Raw genomic sequence first — 20,333 nt, 5'->3', positions numbered from 1 at the left:
AACAAAAAGCTGTACGGAAACCTTGAGTTAAAACCGTTAAAGATTTAATGACCTTAAAATTTAAAAACATTTTGAGTAAATGAAAATACTGTTAAATATCCGAGATTGCTTTCATATCTGCTAGCGGATAAAAATACTTTTATTGTTTTTTCCAATTATATTACCCTTTTTTATTTCGAGTATCTGATGAAATTGCACAAACCACAAACGGCCATCTATATTTGCGGACCTGATACACCGCCCGGTTTGAGGGAAGGAGCAGTTTCTTGGAGAGACTTTAAGAAAAGCTTTATATCTTTGGCATGCCGATTTCGGTGGTATCAGCCTGTTGAGTTTGTTTGTCGGGACTTAAATGAATTACCTCGTCCCGGGTTGCTTTTCCCATTGTTGTATATCATTGGTCGCGGAACGTTTGCGATATGTGATTTGCGTGGTCGCAAACAAATACCAGGTTTACGTGGAACATGTTTTGCCATCATTCTGTTATTTATGGAAAGCTTTCAGAAAAAACGAGTCATCAAACAAGCTCAGGATTTGTTTTTTCAATTGGCACAAACCGAGAGGGTGGTCCCTACAATAAAAAATACGGAAGGCCGGGTAAGCTTTGTTCGTGGAGATATCTCACATGCGATAGGCGGCGCTGAAAGCCACACACGTGGAATTCTAAATGGACTGATCGTACACGGGAGGGAAACGGAAGCTCATTTGTGTTATCGGCCTGATTTGATTTCATCACATGTCGCGTTGCATGTGCAGGCTTGTCCCAACACATTTCTGAACGAGCCGGAAGTCCGTCAAATACAATATAATATGATATTGTCGAAACATTTGTTGGAACGATGGAAAGAGAAGCGGCCTGCGTTAGTTTATCAACGTCATGGTGCCTACAGTTTTGCGGGTTTTCGCGGCGCACAAGAACTTCAGATACCCTTTGTGCTGGAGTATAATGGTTCAGAAGTTTGGATTACAGATAACTGGGGAGAGCCCCTGAAATATCGCAAGCTGGCTGTCCAGATCGAAAAAACGATTTTGGAAAAGGCTGAACTTATTGTTTCGATTAGTGATGTTTTGACGCAGCAACTCGTTGATCGAGGTGTTGACCTTGATAAAATTGTGACAGTACCAAATGGTGTTGATACGTCTGTTTTTCATCCAGGTGTGGATGCTTCATCTTTCAAGGAAAAATACGAGCTTGACCAAGGGCCGGTTTTTGGTTTTATCGGCAGTTTCGGAACATGGCATGGAACGAAGTTGCTCCCTGAAATATTTGAAAAATATTGCATGATGGCGGAGGCACTTGAGTTGCCACCTGCAACATTGGTGCTTTATGGAGATGGGAGTGAGCGCACAGCTTGCGAGCGTGATGCATCAGCACGAACTTTTGGCAAAAATAAAATGATCTTTACAGGTAGAGTAGAAGCGCATGAGGCTCCAAGCGCGCTCGCCGCATGTGATGTTTTGCTCAGTCCGCATGTCAGTAATAAGGACGGAAGTGCATTTTTTGGATCGCCAACTAAATTATTCGAGTATATGGCATCAGGTCGTGCGATCGTCGCATCTGATCTTGATCAAATTGGTCAGATCCTGAAAAATGATGTTCATGCGTTGACTGTCCCTGCCGGGGATACGACGGCATTTGCCGAAGCAATGCTAAAGCTGGTTCAGGATCATGCTCTTTCTGAGAAGCTGGCTAAAAATGCCCGACGACTTGCTTGTGAGCATTATAGCTGGGAATCGCATGTGGCACAGATATTAGATGCCTTTAACGGACGTGTCGCATTATGAGATTGTTTTCTTTGCTGAAAAAAGTACGTCGTACACCGCTTAATGAATTGCCAGGGAAGGTGCGTTTTTTTATTTCCCGTCGATGGCAGAAAGTTATGACAGATTGGCATGATCGTTTTGTTTCCCCTTATACGCCACCGTCCAAATATAGCGTACAATTCAGGCCGCTAAGCGAAAAGAAAGAATGCCTTCACCTGCCTGAGGAAGATCAGAAATGTTTGATGTCCGCTGTAGCACTGTGGATGAACCATCAGTTTCAGGTATTAGGAGCAGGAGTGGCGCCAGCTGATTTTAATGCGGGTGTGGCGGGGTTGAAAAATATCAGACTGTCCTGCGAAAAAAAACCTGACGAAGATTTAAAGGTTTTTGAAAGAGATTGCGTGCGATTACGCGCCTTCATTGATTCCGATTACACTTATATTGATTGGCATAGAGATCGACGTAGCGGTTGGTCTTGGCCTCGGTTGATCCGCCCTCAAGAAATTGAATACGGTGTTCCAGAAGGAAGTGATGTCAAAAACCCCTGGGAATTATCCCGCATGCAACATCTCCCCTCAATGGCGCTGTATGCGTTGACTCTGGAAAATGAAAATCAGAAGCGTGAAATTTTGGCAGAGATGAAAAATCAAATTTTTGATTTCTGTCAGGCAAACCCACCGGGTTTTGGTGTGAATTGGGCGTGCCCTATGGATATTTCCCTTCGCTTGATCAGTTGGGTCGTTTGCTATGATTTGTTGCGGGGGGAGGAAGAGTTATTCACGAAGGCAGAGCATGAAGAATTTATCGCACGTTTGGTAGATCATGCCCAATATATCGAAAAACATATTGAATGGAATCCTTCTGTTAGAGGGAACCATTACTATATTAATTGTCTTGGGCTTTTAATTGCAGGTGCAACGTTGCGGGGACATCCGTCGCAGGGGAAATGGTTGGCTTATGGTGCCGGAACATTTCTGAACGAGACGTCTTTACAATTTTTAAAAACGGGCGGGAATTTTGAAAGTTCTACGTATTATCATCGATTAATGAGTGAAGCTGCTTGTTTGGGGCTGACTGTTTTAGTCAAGTATCAGTCTGAATTGCAAACTCTGCCTAAACGTTTTATTCAGCAAGCTTCGGGAATGCCGGGTGGTGATGTGATCGTGAGTGTTTTTCATCAATTCTCCGAGCAGATTGCATCTGCTAAAACCCGTTTAAGACAAAGCTATCCCTTTTCTATGTGGTTAATGAATGACGGCGGCGCTGCCCCTCAATTTGGAGATAACGATGGTGGTAGGAGTTTGCCGCTTATTCCCGATATAAAGGGGTGCTTTGATAATCCTTCCGATTGGTCTCGTCACATCGGGTTTTGGCAAGGCTTATTTGAAGCTGAAGGCAAAACCATTGAAGCAAAATATCTGCAGAGCATTGCAATCTGCGAACACCTATCTGTCTCAATTGAGGACGATGGGCATAAGGCATTTCCCGATTTTGGTTTGTATGCGTGGCGCCGGAGGCATTATCGTTTTTGGTTTAAAGTATCATCGACGGGGCAGCATGGTAATGGTGGACATGATCATTGTGATTGCTTGTCCTTCGAATTAAGCTGGAAAAATAAGCCACTCATCATACAGCCAGGAACGGGTGTTTATACACCCTTGCCCAAAGTGCGTAATAAACATCGCGCTGCGGCATTCCACAATGGGCCGGTGGGTAAGAAAAAAGTAAATCATTATTTCGGACAGGGAACCGAGGAATTATTTAAGATTTCGCATCCGTCAAAAGTCATTGTTCAATCGTGTGATCAAAATGAAATACACGCATCGTTCGAACAGAATGGAGAGATGTTTTCGCGTTATGTACATTTAGAGGGTGATAGAATATCATTTGAAGACAAATGTGAGAGTTCCAGCCATGAACCCGTTTATGTGTTTTTGATTTTACCCCTCTCTCTGACGATTGAAAATAAAGGCAAAGAGGGAGTTCTGATCGATATGGGGGACTTTCTATTGCAGTTTGAGGGGAATGCGTCAAACATTGAAATCGGACGAGATGAGTATTCACCAACATATGGCGAATTCTTACCCTGTTTTACATTGTCGTTGACGCAGCAACATTGCTTGCGCTGGTCTATTTCTGAAAAAGCATAGATGTGGTGATAGTTGATGCCTAAGACAGTGGTTTTTTTTACATGGGAGTTTTGGTCAGGTCCTATACATATTTCTGCTCATGCTCTTGCTAAATCCTTTGTTGAAGATGGCTGGAAAGTCGCTTTTGTAACGGTTCCTCTGTCTCCCCTTCATAGTCTTCTCTCTTCTTCGCAGACAACACAAAAACGGAAGTCATTAGGGCAGGGAAGGGGAGAATGGTTTATGGATGACCGTTTGTGGGCCTATGTACCAAATGAATGGTTACCTCCGCAAAATCAACCTTCAAGCAAGATGTTAGGAACCTTTTATCAGGTTTTACGCAAAATTTTGCCGCAATCTTCAGCCTATTTGACTGAGTTGTTAAAAGAAAATGGATTTGACGACCCAACGCTTGCGATACTCGATTGCGCTTATTTCTTACCCGTTTTATCGAAGATACATCCGCAGAAAATCATACAACGCATTACAGATTTAACGGATGCGTTTCCCAATATGGTGTCTCAGTATGGTCGTTTGGAATACCTTGGGGCACAGCAGGCTGATTTGGTTACGTATAGTTCGCATCAGCTTAAAGAATATGTACAAGCACTGGGAGCGCGCAAAACGACCTTTATTCCACATGGTGTTGATTTGGAGCTTTTTTCCAAACCACAAGTGATCCCAACAGAATATACGCAAATGCATAGTCCTATCGCTGTCTATGTCGGGACGATTGGGGAATGGTTTGATTTTGAGGCGATGGAGGCCGCGGCAAGGGCTTTGCCGAATGTACAGTTTGTTATTATTGGCTTGGGTAATAAATGTCCTTTGGATTTAAAAAAATGGGTTGCTAGTTTCCCCAATCTCCACTTTTTAGGAATGAAGCCACACAAATGCATACCAGCCTACCTGCAACATGCAGATTTGGGCTTAATACCTTTTCGATTAGCCGAGAATGAGGCATTCGTGAATGCGATTAATCCAATTAAAGTTTACGAATATATGGCGTGCCATTTACCTGTTGTCTCATCTCCGCTACCAAGTTTGACAGCATTAAGACAAGAACATCAGTCTCTTTTCTTTTATGAAAGACCGGCAGATATTATTGCTAAACTCGGTGATGCGTTGATGTGTAAGAAAAAAGGCCTTTACGATACGGGGAATAGTTTAGGTTGGAATGTCGTTAGAAAACGGATGTTAGACCGGTTGTATGACTGCTGAAGTTTACACTAACGGACCTGTGAGGCTGGAGAAATTCCTTTATACTTGTCTTGAAGGCTTGAACGGAATAGAAAACGGGATAAGTTGGTTATTTACGGATATTTATCCGCACCCCTAACGTTGCCGAGTGATTTTTATGAAGTGCATTGCTATTAGTCATTCCTCTCGTCCTTTTTATGATAAGAGGTGTTCCATTAACGTTTTAAATGAACGTTTTGGAGAGAGAGGGGACTTAACTCAGTCTAGATATGAAGATCAGCCGAGTATGAAAGCAGCTGTCGATTTTACCGGTAATCTTTCGATTTGGGGAATGACTGACGTTGATGGCACACCGCAATTAGAATTCCTAGGGAAACTGGAGCCAGATTATAAAGTTCAGTCTGCCATCTTTATTCAAGACTCCCTTGTGGTTTTGGGGAGTGACCGTCTCGAAATATATGGTCCGGGGTTTGTAAAGGTTAAAGAAATTCGCCACCCACTGTTGTGCGGGGGGCATATGTTGTGCAAAGCGAAGAAAAATACCGTTTGGGTGACTTGCGCGCCGGGGGATCTGGTTCTTCGTTTTGATTTGGATACTGAGGAATTGTTGGAGAAGCGGCCTGTTGGACATCAAATTGTACAAGGCGTTCCTTATCCGGAAGATGCAGATTTCTCTAAGCATTATATTCCAACAGATTTGCAACGCTGCCATGTTAATGCGGTGGAAACGGTAGGGGCGACAGACACCTTGCTGGTGACGCTTTGGATTCAAGGGATGGTTGCCTCCTTGGACGCGCATGGCAAGCTCTATCCTATTGTCGAAGGGTTCCGTGGATGTCATGGGGGGCGTTTTCTCGGTAATTCTTCGAAGACGATGTATTTCACAGACAGCGCGGGTGGGGCGTTATGGCTGGTGGATATGAATACCGGGCAACTTAAAAAACGCGTGGATTTTGATTGCAAGTGGCTGCACGATACATTGTGTATTGGGGATGAACTTGCCTTGGGGATGGTTGCAGATAAAAACCGATTTGAATTGCGTTCCATTACCGATGGGACGATTTATCAATCTGTGTCTGCTGATACGCTGGGCCAGACGATGATGTTTGCAACATACAGCAATTGTGGGAAGGGATGGACAAACTATTTCCGAGAAACAGTGCGGGAAGATTTGGATGCTATTCCGTTTGAAGACGAACAAAAAGGAATGGAGCGACAACTTATTGATTTGCATGAAAAAGTATCCTTTTATCCCAGCGTTGAAGGGGTGAAAACGCGACAAAGTTGGCTCATCGAAGAAGGTGAACGCGATACTTATTTGTTGGTTTCCGATACGTTTATGCTACCGGCGGGCAATTATAATCTTTCATCTCGGTTTGAGATAAAAGCAGGTCGATTGAGTGTTGGGCTACAATATTTTGATGGTAGCGAGTTTGCTTGGCTTGAAAATGAAACTATTGATGCGACGCGCTGTCAGCACAATGTTGGGTTCGAGTTTAAGGAAAAAACGATTGTCCGCTTTGTAATTGCAAGTGCGGAAAACGGCTATTGTGATTTCGAATTACCAGAGGTCAAGCTTTCCTGTTTTGATACTGTTCTCGAACGTTTCATAACGGAGAAAAATCTGATTCTTCAAGACCAAAGAGATGAAGAACGTATTTCTGATAATAGCATCGGCATATGGGCATGGCTGCCGAAGAAACAGTACGATGGCTTTAAAAAATATACCAATGTTTTGTCAGACCAAGTTTTTAAAACAAGTTCAGATATCAGCAATGAGATGATTGTCAGTACGACGGCGACCTGTTTTTTTAATGCAAATTATAAACTGGATTTAGCTGTCGAGATTCTTTCAGGTGATATTGCGGTTGGATTTATTTCCAAAAAACACAACAAGTGGATTTGGCAAAAGCAACTAAATTCGTCACAGGTTTTTCATTCCTTGGATGTCAAGCTCGAAGATGTTGCTTATCTGGCTGATGGTGAAGAGTGTGATTTTGTGATTTCAGGTGCAAATTCTGAACAACGCGAGAAATGTGAAATCATTTTGCATAACGTGGAGCTGGAACGATATATTCCGCCTGTTTATAGACCGAACAAGCTTGTCTTATGTGCGGACCCCCAGCATGCCGAGCTAATGGGAATAAATCCGTTTATATCTCATAAAGAGTTAGCATACGAGAATGTGGAGCTGGTCGGGGCATGTAAGTTTGAGGCAGGAGAATGGGAGGTCACTTTTATTGCGGATCTTTTCAAGGGAGATATCTGCATTAGCTTATTAGATAAACCTAACAATAGCTGGGTCTGTCAGCTTCCTTTTGATAAAGCAGATGGGCTTCTAAAAAAGAAATTCATACTGGAGGAAAATGTAGATCTGGAAATTTGGATCGTTGCATTTAATCAGGATGAGCCCTGTTTTGTAGACGGTAAGTTGAAATACTTGACCTTCGAAAAGAAATAATGCAATTGTGGGCTTCAAAATTTAATGAAATGAGGTATTGACGAGTGTGTGGGTTAGTAGGATCTTTTCATCCTAAGGGTGCAGCGGCGACAGATGAAGTAATTAACCGGATGCGTGATCGGATGACGCACCGTGGGCCTGACGGGGCAGATACTTGGCGAGATGGGCGCAATAAATGCGCGCTTGCACACCGCAGACTTTCTATTATCGACCTAAGTACATCTGCTAGCCAACCCATGAAAAACGATGACGGCAGTATTGTTATCGTTTTTAACGGCGAGATCTACAACCATGCTGAAATCCGTGCGGAAATTTCTGCTAAACGTGAGATCAATTGGCAGACGGACCATTCAGACACCGAAGTTATTTTACGGGCCTACGAGATGTGGGGCGTAGACTGTGTGGATAAGTTCTATGGTATGTTTGCTATTGCCATTTATGATCAACGTGAAATCAATAATCCCAAACTTCATTTGATTCGTGATCGCGTTGGTGTCAAACCGCTTTATATTTCTAAACTCCCGAGTGGGGAATGGATTTTTGGATCAGAAATTCGTGCTCTTTTAGAGCACCCTCAACGCTCGCGCGAAATGGATAAAACAGCATTCTGGCATTACCTGACTTTTATTGTTGCACCTGCGCCTTTGACCCTTTTTAGGGACATCTTCAAGTTGCCTGCGGGTACGCGAGTTACGATTGATGCACAGGGTGAGGCAGTTTCCCAGCAATGGTGGGATTGTGCGCCGAGCAAAAAAGACATGTTCCGCGAGAAAGATTTGAGCTTTGATGAAGCCAGTGATGAATTCTTGCGTTTGATGCGCCAGTCTATTTCACGTCGTATGGTCAGTGATGTGCCGTTTGGCGTTTTACTATCAGGGGGCGTGGATTCCAGTTTGAATGTCGCCTTAATGTCAGAGTTGATGGATCAGCCAGTTAAAACCTTTACCGTTGGGTATGAAACACATGCTGAGTTCAATGAGTATGATTATGCAACACAGCTATCAAAACGTTATAATACCGATCATCATGAGGTTCGTATCAATTCTGACGAAGCCTTGGATTTCTTGCCGAATTTGGTTGAAATTCAAGATGAACCGATTGCGGATAACGTTTGTATTCCTTTGTACTTTCTGTCTAAGTTGGTTCGCGATAGCGGAACAACTGTTGTGCAGGTTGGTGAAGGTGCGGATGAAAACTTTTTAGGTTACTGGTGGTGTGATCACTATCGTCAAAAATACGAAAACCTTTATCGGCCCATGAGAGATAACGGTCGAACATCTTTTTTACAACGCTTGCTTGGTAAAACCAAAAACTTCATCCCGACCTTGAATGACGGTGAAGATGAATTGATTAAAAAGCGTTTTGAAAACGGGCAGCAACTTTTTTGGGGCGGTGCGGTTTGTTGGTGGGGTGATATGCGTGACCAATTAACGCCTAATACAGGCCCGTTTCAGCAAGAAGTTAATTGTCCCGTAAAGGGGATGATGCCGGATAGTCATCGTGAATATGATAGCTCGAAAGTTGTTGGACACTATTTGGATAAGCTTAGCGGCAAACTGACGGAGCCGGAAATTCTCCAGCAAATTCCTTATTTGGAAATGAAGTTGCGTTTATCCGAACATTTGTTGATGCGTGTTGATAAGATGACGATGGCGCATTCTATTGAAGCACGTGTGCCGTTCCTCGACCATGATATGGTAGACTTTGCCCGTCGCTTACCGCCGTCTTATAAGCTGGATGACGGCCTTGGCAAAAAACTGGTTAAGAAAGCAGCTGAACCTTATGTTGATCACGACCTGCTCTATCGTCGCAAACAAGGATTTGGTGCGCCGATGGATAAATGGTTTACGGAAGAACGGTTCGGTAAACGTTGTCTTGATATGTTTGAAAATTCAACAATCAAGAAAGAAGGCTATTTCGATAACGAATATATCGGCGATTTGTTGAAAAATCAGGTTGATGGCAAGATTAATTACGGTTTCCATTTGTGGACCGTTATGAATGCCGTCATGTGGCATGAACGCTGGATTGCCAATGAGTCTGCCGGTTAACAGAAAATAGATATTGAAAATATAATGACAACTATTTCCCCAAATGCGTTGAGCGATATCCAAGGTTCCTGGACTGAAATTTTAGATACGGACCCTGTTCCTGCGACAGCGCGCGCTCAAGAAGAAGATACGCAACGTCTGTTCGTTTCGTCCGATTTTGAATTAGAGGTACGCTATCTCTATATGTTCATTCTGCGCTATAATGCGAAACGTGCGGGAGGGGTAACGTTTGGTATCCGTCGCTCTTCTAATAAAGAATGGTTGCGATATAAAACAGCTGTGGAAGAGGGCGAGCAGGAAATCGGCATTAGTTTTTATGCAGAACGTGCTGGCGTGTTCCATCTGGCGATTGAACCCGACACTTACACGGAACAGTCAAATATCGAACTGTCGGATATCACGGTAGAAGTTATTAAAGGCGATCAGGCGCAAGAACGAATTGCGGCTGAAGTCTCGACCTATTTACCGCATTGGGGGCCGGTCAAACGCAAAGTCCATGATTGGTGTCGTGAATATAGCTGGTTTAATGGACTGGTTGCCCAGTTGGAAATGCGTTTTGATAAAGAAGAAGTTCTTTCTTTACCGCAGTTTATGTCTTTCTGCCCGACGGGGCAATGTAATGCATCATGCGAGTTTTGTTCGGTTACTGTGAACCGTACAGGTGTCATTAAACGCCAACTGCCGATGGATCGTTTGCGCCAACTGGTTGCGCCTGTCGCGAAAGTTGTACGTATGTTTGGTTTAGAGGGTAATGGCGAACCAACACTCTATCGCGAGTTTGATGAATTAAACAGTCTCCTGCGCCAAAATAGCGCCAAAGTGTATTTGATTACAAATGGCGCCGTATTGCGCGAAGATCAAATTCCTGATTTATTAGGGTTTGAATCTATTAACTTTTCTTTGAACGCGGCGTCAGCTGAGACGCACAAAAAAGTTATGCGTTTGAAGAATTTTGATCATATTGTGGATATCATTTCAAAACTGACCGTTGCAAAGAAAAATCGCGATGTCGTGCTCATGGATGAGCCTCATATTTCTGTATCGTTTGTAATTACTAACGATAGCATTCATGAAATAGTCGATTTCATCAAATTGGCAGATCAGGATATGAAGGTTGACAAAATCTTCTTACGGCCTTTGTCTGAAATCGCAACAGAATTGGGCGCGAACGAAGATTTTCGTGATTTGGTGCCTTATGAAAATGATGTGCAGGATGCCTTGGCGGAAGTTGAGCATTATCAAAATAAAGTCGGTGTTAAAAACAGCCTTCTTTATATTGACCCCAGTGCATTTCGTGCGGTGCGCCCCGATCCGATTGATCGCTTGGTACGTCCAAAAGGGTTTGAGAATAGTTTCTTGTTGCCCCGTGAAAATCTTTGGAATTTCAAAGATCAGGTGTCAGGGGAAAGCCTTTTAAATATGATGAAACTTTCAGCCGTAGTGACGGCGAAAGATGAAGAGCTGTGTACGCTTCCTTTAATCCCGGTTTTAAATGGTGAGAAACCTAAATTCAAACTGGACTATGTTCATCAGGGCGTGCCCGTTCAATTGGTCTTTAAAGGATCAAATGGCACCGAGATCTCCAGACATATTATGGAAGATGTCGGGGAAGGCGTGGCTCAATCTTTGGAAATCACCCTTGATTTGCCGGATGGAACAAATGGTGTGTTTGTCTCCTTGCTTGGCGGTGATGCAGAAGGTGAATTTAAGGCTGAATGGACGGTCGAACGTTTCCGCGTTCCCGGTCGTGGATTGCGTAAAGAGTTTAAATTACCGCATCCCGGAAAGTGGGAAATGTCGGTTGAAGGCGTGGGCTTGAATTGGGAAGGCAGCAAAGTTTCTCTGGAATGGCATGGTAAGCCGGGTCCGTATCTGTTGAAGAATTTTTCTGTTGAAACCTTCCGTAACGAACAGATTTCTATTCCGCTTAAAGTTGAGGTCGAAAGCGGTGAACTTGTTATCGGTGTCTTGTCGGAAGACTTCAGTTCGTGGGAACAGAAGTTTACATTTGAAAAAGGCTCCCATGATACAGCTTTGGAATGGAATACCGGCGATAACAGACGGGTTCAATTGGTTATGTTCCAAAAATCCAAAACGGAACCATTAATGGCTTCTGTGGATTGGTTGGACATTTTGGAACCTTTGCCCAAACGGGGATCAAAAGATGCGGAAGAAAGCAAGCCGCTAACTTCGGTTGCCTTCAAAAACAATGAACTTGGTGAAGGCACCCAACCTGATGCAGTGCCTGTAGCCAAACCTAGTTTCTTTAAAAAACTGGGCGATAGCATTTCGGGTACTTGGTCCAATATAACCGGGGCTTTCTCGCAGGCCTTTACTGGTCCGGATTATACGGGCAAGCAAAGCTGGCTTCATCGTTTCTTATGGGGGAAAGAACGGTTTTATTGCCAAAAACCGTGGACGGATCTGAATAACTTCTCCGTTGATGGTCGAATTGATGTGTGTTGTATCGCAACAGGTCCCAGTCAGGCAAAATATCAATGGGGGAACTTGTTGTTCCAAAGCTTCCAAGAAGTCTGGAATAGTAAAGTTGCGCAGGAATTCCGTCGTACAGTTAATGGAAAAGACCCATTGCCGCCTTGTGCTCGCTGTCCTATGACGAAATCATTTCAGGCACCTTATTTTGATTATCTGATTACACTGCATGAAATTTATCAACGTATTTTACACATTCCTATCTTTGGGAAACCGCTTTGGAATGTGCCGGGTGGACGTGGGATTGCCCTTGCATTGTATGGGCCATGCCATTTGTTTGTGCATCTTTTCCTTATGCGTGGTTTTAAGCGTAAGTGGGGATGGCATGATGTCACCCGACGTGGTTAAATCTTTTCGTTCTTTTGGGGCATATGCTTAGGGGGCATAGAAAACGTTGAAAGTTTTATCGGTATTTGGAACGCGTCCAGAAGCCATTAAAATGGCACCGGTTGTAAAAGCTCTGGCTCAGTTGTCTGGAGCAGAAAGTAGGGTCTGTGTGACAGGGCAGCATCGTGAGATGTTGGATCAGGTAGTTAATATTTTTAGTCTTCAGGTTGATTACGACCTGAAGATTATGAAGCCCAATCAGACACTTTCTACCGTTACGGTGGGAATTCTGGAAGGTCTGCAAAATATTTTCAAGGAATGGCGTCCCGATGTTGTTCTCGTTCATGGGGATACAACATCCACAATGGCTGCTTCACTTGCTGCATATTATGAAAAAATTCCAGTTGGTCATGTTGAGGCTGGCTTGCGTAGCGGGGATATGGATAATCCGTGGCCGGAAGAATTCAATCGCCGTTTCTGTGATTTGGTAACTCGTTTCTATTTTGCACCGACTGAAAAATCTGCACAAAACTTGCGTGATGAAAATGTACCGGAAGATCGTATTTTTATTACAGGAAATACGGTCATTGATGCTTTGTTGGAAATGAGCGCAATTCTAAAATCCGATGAAGCAAGGGCTGCACGTATTGCTGTTCCGTTCGATTTTCTGGATCCAGATAAAAAATTGATTTTGGTAACGGGACACCGGCGTGAAAGTTTTGGTGAAAAGTTTGATAACATCTGTCACGCACTTAAAGAAATCAGTGCACGATCTGATGTGCAAATTCTTTATCCTGTGCATTTAAATCCGAATGTTCGAGAACCCGTAAATCGTATTTTGAAAGATACCGATAATGTCTTTCTTATTGAGCCGCAAGATTATGAGAGTTTCGTCTACTTAATGAATCGTGCTGATATTGTTTTGACGGATTCAGGGGGCATTCAGGAAGAGGCACCATCATTGGGCAAGCCTGTTTTGGTTATGCGCGATGTGACTGAACGCCAGGAAGCCATTGATGCTGGTATTGCAAGATTAGTAGGAACGAAAACCGAGACAATCGTGTCGGAAATGTTCCGGCTCCTTGATGATGCGAATGCTTATCAAGAAATGTCACAAGCAGCAAACCCGTTTGGTGACGGAACTGCCGCTCAACAAATTGCAGATATTTTAAGAGATTATTATGAACTTTAAGAAAATTTGTGTCGTAGGACTCGGTTATATTGGTTTGCCTACAGCTGCAACATTTGCAAGCCGCGATGTTGAAGTTATTGGGGTCGATGTCAACGAGGATGTGATTGCCTGTATCAATAATGGGGAAGCACATATTGTCGAACCGGATCTTGATTATATTGTTCAAGGGACTGTGGCGTCCGGCAAGTTGAAAGCTTATCATGCTCCGCAAAAAGCTGAGGCATTCATTATTGCGGTCCCAACTCCTTTACGTGATGGGCGTTATCCCGATATAGGAATGGTAAAAGAGGCCACGGCATCAATTGCACCGGTGTTGGAAAAGGGTAACCTTGTGATTCTGGAATCAACTTCACCAGTTGGCACCACTGAAATTATTCAGGATATTTTGAAAGAGGCCCGTCCAGACTTAACATTCCCTTGTGATGCAGGTGACGACAGTGACATTTCTATCGCTTATTGCCCTGAACGTATTCTGCCGGGGCGCTTATTGATTGAATTGGTTGAAAATGATCGCATCATCGGCGGTTTGAGTGCCCATAGTGCCAAATTAGCCTGCGATCTTTATGGTGCATTTGTTGTTGGTAAGATGTTGCGGACAACAGCTCCAACAGCTGAAATGGTCAAACTGTCGGAGAATACATACAGGGATGTCAATATTGCGTTGGCGAATGAGCTGGCATTGGTCTGCCGTGAAAAAGGGATTGATCCTTGGGAAATGATCAAACTGGCTAATCACCACCCGCGTGTAAATATTTTAAGCCCCGGCCCCGGTGTAGGAGGGCATTGTATTGCCGTTGACCCGTGGTTCGTGGTTGATAGTGCGCCTGAAATTGCAAAACTGGTGAAGACGGCCCGTTTGGTAAACGAGGCGCGTCCCGGTCAGGTGGTCGCAGAAATTCAACAAATGGCAGAAGAATTTAAGCATCCTAAAATTGCATGTTTGGGGTTGGCTTATAAGCCTAATATTGATGACATTCGGGAAAGCCCGGCAGTTGATATCGTGAAAGAATTGGCTGAAAAAGCATCAGGTGAAGCGCAATTACTTGTTGTCGAACCATACTTGGAAAAGTTACCGAAGCAGCTTGATAAAGAAAACGTCAAACTTGTTAGTATGGAAACCGCTTTGAACGACGCACATATTGTTGTTTTGCTTGTTGATCATAACGTCTTTGTTGATTTGTCTTTGAAAGATTTGAAAAATAAAGTCATTCTGGATACACGCGGGGTTTGGAATTGAAGCAAGTCTGCCAAAAAGCTGGCCGGATTGAAGTACTCGAGACGCCTCAACCAGATATTCCAGACCTAGGACTACTTGTTAAAACTTCTTTTAGTTGTATCAGTGCGGGCACTGAGTTGGCAGGACTCGGATATGCCGAGATGCCAATGTGGAAAAAGGCATTGAAGAATCCTGATAAGATTCAAAAAGCCTTAAAGATGATGCAAGAAAGAGGTTTGCAAGAAACTTGGCGTAAGGCAAAGGGGGAGCTGGCTCCCCCGACTGCACTTGGATATTCTGCTTCGGGTATTGTTGTTGGTGTTGGTGAGCGGGTGGAAGGTTTTTGTGTCGGTGATCCTGTCGCCTGTGCGGGAGCCGGTTTTGCTTCTCATGCCGAATATATTTCCATTCCGGTTAATCTAGCCGTTCCTGTTCCTGCGCATGTTGGTTTGGAAGAGGCCTCGACCGTTGCCATCGGAGGGATCGCGATGCAGGCCTTACGTCGTGCAAGCCCTCAATTAGGTGAAACGGTTGTTGTTGTTGGCTTGGGATTGATTGGAAATCTACTTGTGCAATTTGCGAAAGCAGCCGGTTTACGAGTTATTGCTGTAGATACCGATGAGATACGGCTAAGTTGGGCGAAACTTGCTGGGGCGGATTTTTGCCTGAATACAACGGGTGATGCTCTATTAAACGATTGTCGACATAAAACTGGTTTGCGTGGTGTGGATGTCGTATTTGTTACGGCAGGAACGCAAAATAAACAGTTGGTGAATACAGCTGTTGAATTGTGCCGTCGTAAGGGAAAAGTCATTGTTGTCGGCGACGCGAAAATAGATCTGGATCGTGAACCGTTATATAAACGCGAAGCGGACGTATTGATTTCGACCTCTTATGGTCCAGGGCGTTATGATCCTGATTACGAAATTTTGGGAAATGATTATCCGTTCGATTATGTGCGTTGGACTGAAAATCGTAATATGGCATCGTACCTTGCTTTGATTGATGAAGGTAAGGTTGATCTCCATCTTGACGAAATTGCCCGTATTCGCACTGTGAATGAAGCCCCTCAATTGTATGAAGAAATGAAACCGGAGGCGGAAGATCGTCCGCTGTTTGGACTGTTTTCGTATGATGAGGACAAGCCTTCTCATACTTCTGAATCTACAAAGATCACAGATGTACAGAGAATTGAAAAAATTGGGGTGGGCCTGATTGGTGCAGGTGAGTTTGCACAAGGGATTCATTTGCCGAAGTTATGTGATCATAATGATTGTGATCTTGTTGCACTTGCGACCCGCCAGCCTGCAGTGGCTGCTGGATTGGCGCAAAGCTATAAAATCAAGGATGTTTATGTCGATCCAAATGAATTGATAAATAATCCTGCGGTCCATCTGGTTTATATTACGACAAGACACGACAGTCATGGCAAACTTGTTCTTTCGGCTTTGCGTGCCGGGAAGCATGTTTTTGTAGAAAAACCACTGACACTTGATCAGGATGAATTTCTAGAAATCCGCGAAGAATTTGAAAAACGACCGGATCAAGTATTATTTATTGGTTTCAATCGACGTTTTGCACGGAGTACTGTTGCACTTGTCAATGCGTTGAAGGAGCGACAAAACCCGTTAATGATTTCTTATCGGATGAATGCGTTGGCATTACCGCAAAACCATTGGACACGCGGGCCTATGGGCGGCGGTCGCAATTTGGGAGAAGGTTGCCATATTTATGATTTCTTCCAGTCTGTTATTGGTTGTCCGGCGATAAATGTTCAGTCTATGACCATTGGCGGAACATTGGCTGATAAAGCGATGAAGCAGGAAAATTTTTCTACTCAAATCCGTTATGAGGATGGTTCAGTTGCAAACCTGATTTATACGTCATTAGGGCATAAAAATTTGGATAAGGAAAAGGCCGAGATTTTTGCTGATGGTCATGTCTATGATTTTGGCTATGATAAAGTGATGGACTTGGCGTCCGGGGCGATCTTATGGCAAGGTGATTTGGATAAAGGTCATGGCGATATGATTGACCGATTGATGACTTTTGTAAAAGATCCGTCAAAAGGTCGGGATATTTGTCGTCAACAAGTGGCAAATATGGAAACAACCTTGTATGCAGAGAAAGAATTCTGGCGTCCCGTGCAGAACTAGCCTTTATTTCAACAGATGCAAGGCTGTTGTGTAAGCCGATAGGTAAAAATAGATGTGTGGTATTGTCGGAGTTGCGTTAAATCGAAATGCAGAACGCACTTTGTCTGTTGATCTTTTAAAGACTTTGAGTGATACCATGCGTCACCGCGGGCCGGATGCAGATGGTCAATGGCTTAATAAATCACAAAAAGTTGGTTTTGGGCACCGCCGATTAAAAATCGTGGATTTGGAAGACTTAGCGAACCAACCAATGGTTTGGCAGAGTCCGGATGGAAAATCTGTTGCACTTTGTTACAATGGCGAAATTTATAATTTTCGTGAATTACGTCAACAACTGGAACGGTCTGGGCGGACGTTTGTGACAGATCATTCTGATACGGAAGTTCTGCTGCAGGGATATTTATGCTGGGGCCTTGATGAGTTACTAAAAAAAATTCGTGGTATTTTTGCGTTTGCTATTTATGACGAGCGATATGAAAAGCTGTTTTTAGCGCGTGATTTTGCCGGAATTAAACCACTGTATCTGACCCGACAAGGCAATCAATTGATCTTTGCGTCTGAAATGCGCGCGATTTTAGCCATGCCGGATGTGGAAAAAAAACTCAATCGTCTTGCCCTGCGCCATTACCTCTCTTTTTTGTCTGTGAGTGCGCCTTTTACCTTGATGAAGGGTGTCTATAAACTTCCTCCAGGTCACTTGTTGGAATGTGATTTAAATACTTTTTCGATGCAGACCCGACGTTATTGGGTTGCAACAAACCATGATACAGGGAATTTATTTGAACAAGGGCTAACCGTTACGGATCCAGAGGTTGCAACCTTAAAAGTTCGTGATCTCTTGTTTGAAATTGTTGAACAGCAATTGGATGCGGATGTCCCGGTTGGACTTTTTTTATCCGGGGGAATTGATTCAAGTGCCATTCTTGCGCTGACACAAAAAATTACGGGCAAACGGATGGAGAGTTTCTCTGTCCGCTATGATGAGGATGATTATTTAGATGAATCCGTATTTGCACAAGAATTTGCAGCGCAAATGGGAGCTTCTCATACGAATATTACCCTGAGCGAAGAGGATGTTTTTGCCGACTGGCATGCTATTGTTGATGCGCAGGAAGACCCTCTTGCCGATTGGGTATGTATGCCCATTTATGCATTGGCACGGGAAGCGCATCGAAATGGTCTGCGTACAGTTATGGTCGGGGAAGGGGCCGATGAGCCTTTCTTTGGCTATATGCATTATTATAGTAGTCTCAAGCGCCATGATAAATGGTGGGGGGCAGGTCAATCTCTGATCGGTGATTGCTCTGTTTCAAATGGATTGGCATCTCTTATTGAACGGATTCCTTCTAAGCGGCCTGGGGTTCTCTCTCGTTTTGATTATTTGAGCCGCTTTCTGAGAGGAGATCCTCAGTTCTTATCAGGAGCAATCGGGTTTTATGATCTTAATGCGCAATGTATTTGTCCATCCTTACCACAAGAGAACGAAATAGCGGAAATAGAAGGTGATTTATCTGCGCTTGGCATGGACGCAAGTTGTGAGGTTTTATCAAGTGCGCGGGCGGCTGCATCCCAGTCTTTATTAAAATTGAAAACTGATTATGAGCCCGCCGATATTTGCCTGCAGATGATGATGCGTGAGTTGGATCATCGTTTACCTGAATTATTATTGATGCGAGTTGATAAAATGACGATGGCGCATAGTATCGAAGCCCGGGTGCCTTTTCTGGACCATCGTCTTTTGGAATATATGGCGGGATTGTCCCGTTCTGTGCGTCTGTCTGGTGCAAATGGAGGGGCGTATACAAAACCTATTTTAAAAAATGCATTGAAAGGTATTTTGCCGGATGAAATACTAAATCGTCCGAAAACAGGCTTTGGGACACCTATGTCTAAATGGCTGAAAGGGGCAGTTGCCCGTCCTGAGATTGAAAAATTATTAAACAGCCCATTATTGCAGGATGGGTCTTTGAATGAAAGCGGAGTTAAAGCTCTGATCCAACGTCATTTGAACGGTCAAACTGAGTGTAGTCAGATGATTTGGGCTCTGATAAATCTGGATGCTTGGCATCGTAACCATCGTCTGTAGCGAGTGCGAGATAGATTATGTCGATCCTTATCTTAAATGATCATGCGACAATTACGGGCGGGGCTGCAAAAGTGGCGATCGAGGAGGCCGTCGGGCTCGCAAACTTTGGCAAAAAAGTTCACTTTTGGGCAGGAGGAACCGCTTCTGATCCTATTCTTGATCATCCCAATATCTCTGTGAAGCTGAGCGGTCAGGAAGATCCTTTAATGCAATTGGGGGCATCGCCAATTGCTGCGTTGAAGGATGCGTTTCATAATACTTTTTTTGTAAAGGTGATGAGGCAATGGTTGGATGAGGTCAGTGGGGATGATCCTATTGAAATTGCTCATATCCATGCTTATTCTAAAATTCTGACCGGCGGTGTGGTTGAACCTTTGCAAGAAAGAAACCTTGCAACAGTATTAACCTTGCATGATTATTTTTCGGCATGTCCGAATGGTGGTCTATATAATTACAAGACCCAATCAAATTGCGGTTATACTCCGTTGGGTATGTCTTGTGTTTTTTGCTCGTGCGATTCCCGCAATATGGCTTTCAAGATATTCCGGATACTTAGACAGAAACGATTTCAAACCGATGGTATCCCGAATGATATAGACGGATTTATTGCAGTCACTGCTTTCAGCCGACAGATCTTAGAGCCATTTCTGCCGATTAGTCGTCCTGTGATGACCTTGTTAAACCCTATAACGGTGAACAGACTTGATCTTGTTAATGCAGCCCAAAATCAGGTCTTTTTATCATCAGGACGTATGTCGCCGGAGAAAGGTATGGATGTTTTCGCTTTAGGCTGTGAACGGGCCGCCATAAAAGGTAAAATCGTAGGCGCTGGGGTGCAACTAGAAGAGTTGAAGCAACGTTTTACTCAATTAGAATTTACAGGTTGGTTGACCGGCGAAGATTATATCCACGCTTTTTCAAAGGTTCGTGCTTTTGTTATGGCGTCAAGATGGCAGGAACCGGAAGGGCTTGTGTATCTGGAGGCCGCCGCTCGTGGTATTCCAATTATTGCGGCATCTGATACGGCTGCAGAGCAATTTGTCTTGGAGTTTGATGCCGGAAAGGTCTTCCCTAATGGTGATGTGCAGGCCTTGAGCGAGATATTGAAAGATGTTTCCCGCGATGATGCGTGGGTTGCAGAAAAAGGTAGAAATGCGAGACTAGCCTTGGAAAGCCAATCAAGAGACATGCCTACCCATATTCAGAGTCTTCTAAATATTTATGACGAAACGCTAAAAAGTAAAATGAAATAGGAGGG

Annotated in this window: 11 protein-coding genes; all 11 read left to right on the top strand. The window is 43.8% G+C overall.

Annotated features, from left to right (window positions below; all coding sequences use genetic code 11):
* The first annotated feature begins 186 nt into the window (after nucleotides 1-186).
* The 11 genes from ACN0VA_RS10805 (at nucleotide 187) to ACN0VA_RS10755 (ending at nucleotide 20,328) form a co-directional block, all read left to right on the top strand.
* Nucleotides 187-1,785, top strand: a complete 1,599-nt coding sequence (locus ACN0VA_RS10805; protein ID WP_417821161.1) for a glycosyltransferase family 4 protein — start codon at nucleotides 187-189, stop codon at nucleotides 1,783-1,785.
* A complete protein-coding gene (locus ACN0VA_RS10800; RefSeq protein ID WP_417821160.1) occupies nucleotides 1,782-3,914 on the top strand; it encodes a heparinase II/III domain-containing protein in 2,133 nt (710 codons plus the stop codon). Before ACN0VA_RS10805 ends, ACN0VA_RS10800 begins: the two co-directional genes overlap by 4 nt.
* 15 nt (nucleotides 3,915-3,929) lie before the next feature.
* Nucleotides 3,930-5,114: a glycosyltransferase gene (locus ACN0VA_RS10795; protein WP_417821159.1), complete on the top strand. Its 1,185-nt coding sequence runs from the start codon at nucleotides 3,930-3,932 to the stop codon at nucleotides 5,112-5,114.
* 265 nt (nucleotides 5,115-5,379) lie between these two features.
* Nucleotides 5,380-7,554: a hypothetical protein gene (locus ACN0VA_RS10790; protein ID WP_417821158.1), complete on the top strand. Its 2,175-nt coding sequence runs from the start codon at nucleotides 5,380-5,382 to the stop codon at nucleotides 7,552-7,554.
* Nucleotides 7,555-7,598: 44 nt separating this feature from the next.
* Nucleotides 7,599-9,605 carry an asparagine synthase (glutamine-hydrolyzing) gene (gene asnB, locus ACN0VA_RS10785; protein ID WP_417821157.1) on the top strand — a complete coding sequence of 669 codons (2,007 nt, stop codon included), beginning with the start codon at nucleotides 7,599-7,601 and terminating at the stop codon, nucleotides 9,603-9,605.
* Nucleotides 9,606-9,629: 24 nt separating this feature from the next.
* Nucleotides 9,630-12,446 carry a radical SAM/SPASM domain-containing protein gene (locus ACN0VA_RS10780; RefSeq protein WP_417821156.1) on the top strand — a complete coding sequence of 939 codons (2,817 nt, stop codon included), beginning with the start codon at nucleotides 9,630-9,632 and terminating at the stop codon, nucleotides 12,444-12,446.
* 46 nt (nucleotides 12,447-12,492) lie between these two features.
* Entirely contained in the window at nucleotides 12,493-13,617 is a 1,125-nt protein-coding gene (gene wecB / locus ACN0VA_RS10775) for a non-hydrolyzing UDP-N-acetylglucosamine 2-epimerase (RefSeq protein ID WP_417821155.1), read from the top strand.
* On the top strand, nucleotides 13,607-14,854 hold the full coding sequence (wecC, locus tag ACN0VA_RS10770) for a UDP-N-acetyl-D-mannosamine dehydrogenase (RefSeq protein ID WP_417821154.1): 1,248 nt from the start codon (nucleotides 13,607-13,609) through the stop codon (nucleotides 14,852-14,854). The genes wecB and wecC overlap by 11 nt, the downstream gene beginning before the upstream one ends.
* 197 nt (nucleotides 14,855-15,051) lie before the next feature.
* A complete protein-coding gene (locus tag ACN0VA_RS10765; RefSeq protein ID WP_417821153.1) occupies nucleotides 15,052-16,989 on the top strand; it encodes a bi-domain-containing oxidoreductase in 1,938 nt (645 codons plus the stop codon).
* A 52-nt stretch (nucleotides 16,990-17,041) separates the two neighbouring features.
* The gene (gene asnB / locus ACN0VA_RS10760) at nucleotides 17,042-19,075 is read left to right on the top strand and encodes an asparagine synthase (glutamine-hydrolyzing) (protein WP_417821152.1); all 2,034 of its coding nucleotides are present in this window, start codon (nucleotides 17,042-17,044) and stop codon (nucleotides 19,073-19,075) included.
* 17 nt (nucleotides 19,076-19,092) lie between these two features.
* Nucleotides 19,093-20,328: a glycosyltransferase gene (locus tag ACN0VA_RS10755; protein ID WP_417821151.1), complete on the top strand. Its 1,236-nt coding sequence runs from the start codon at nucleotides 19,093-19,095 to the stop codon at nucleotides 20,326-20,328.
* Nucleotides 20,329-20,333: the final 5 nt, after the last annotated feature.

The sequence above is a fragment of the Terasakiella sp. genome (assembly GCF_048267425.1).
Taxonomy (GTDB): domain Bacteria; phylum Pseudomonadota; class Alphaproteobacteria; order Rhodospirillales; family Terasakiellaceae; genus Terasakiella.
This window is presented reverse-complemented; position numbering and strand designations above follow the sequence as displayed.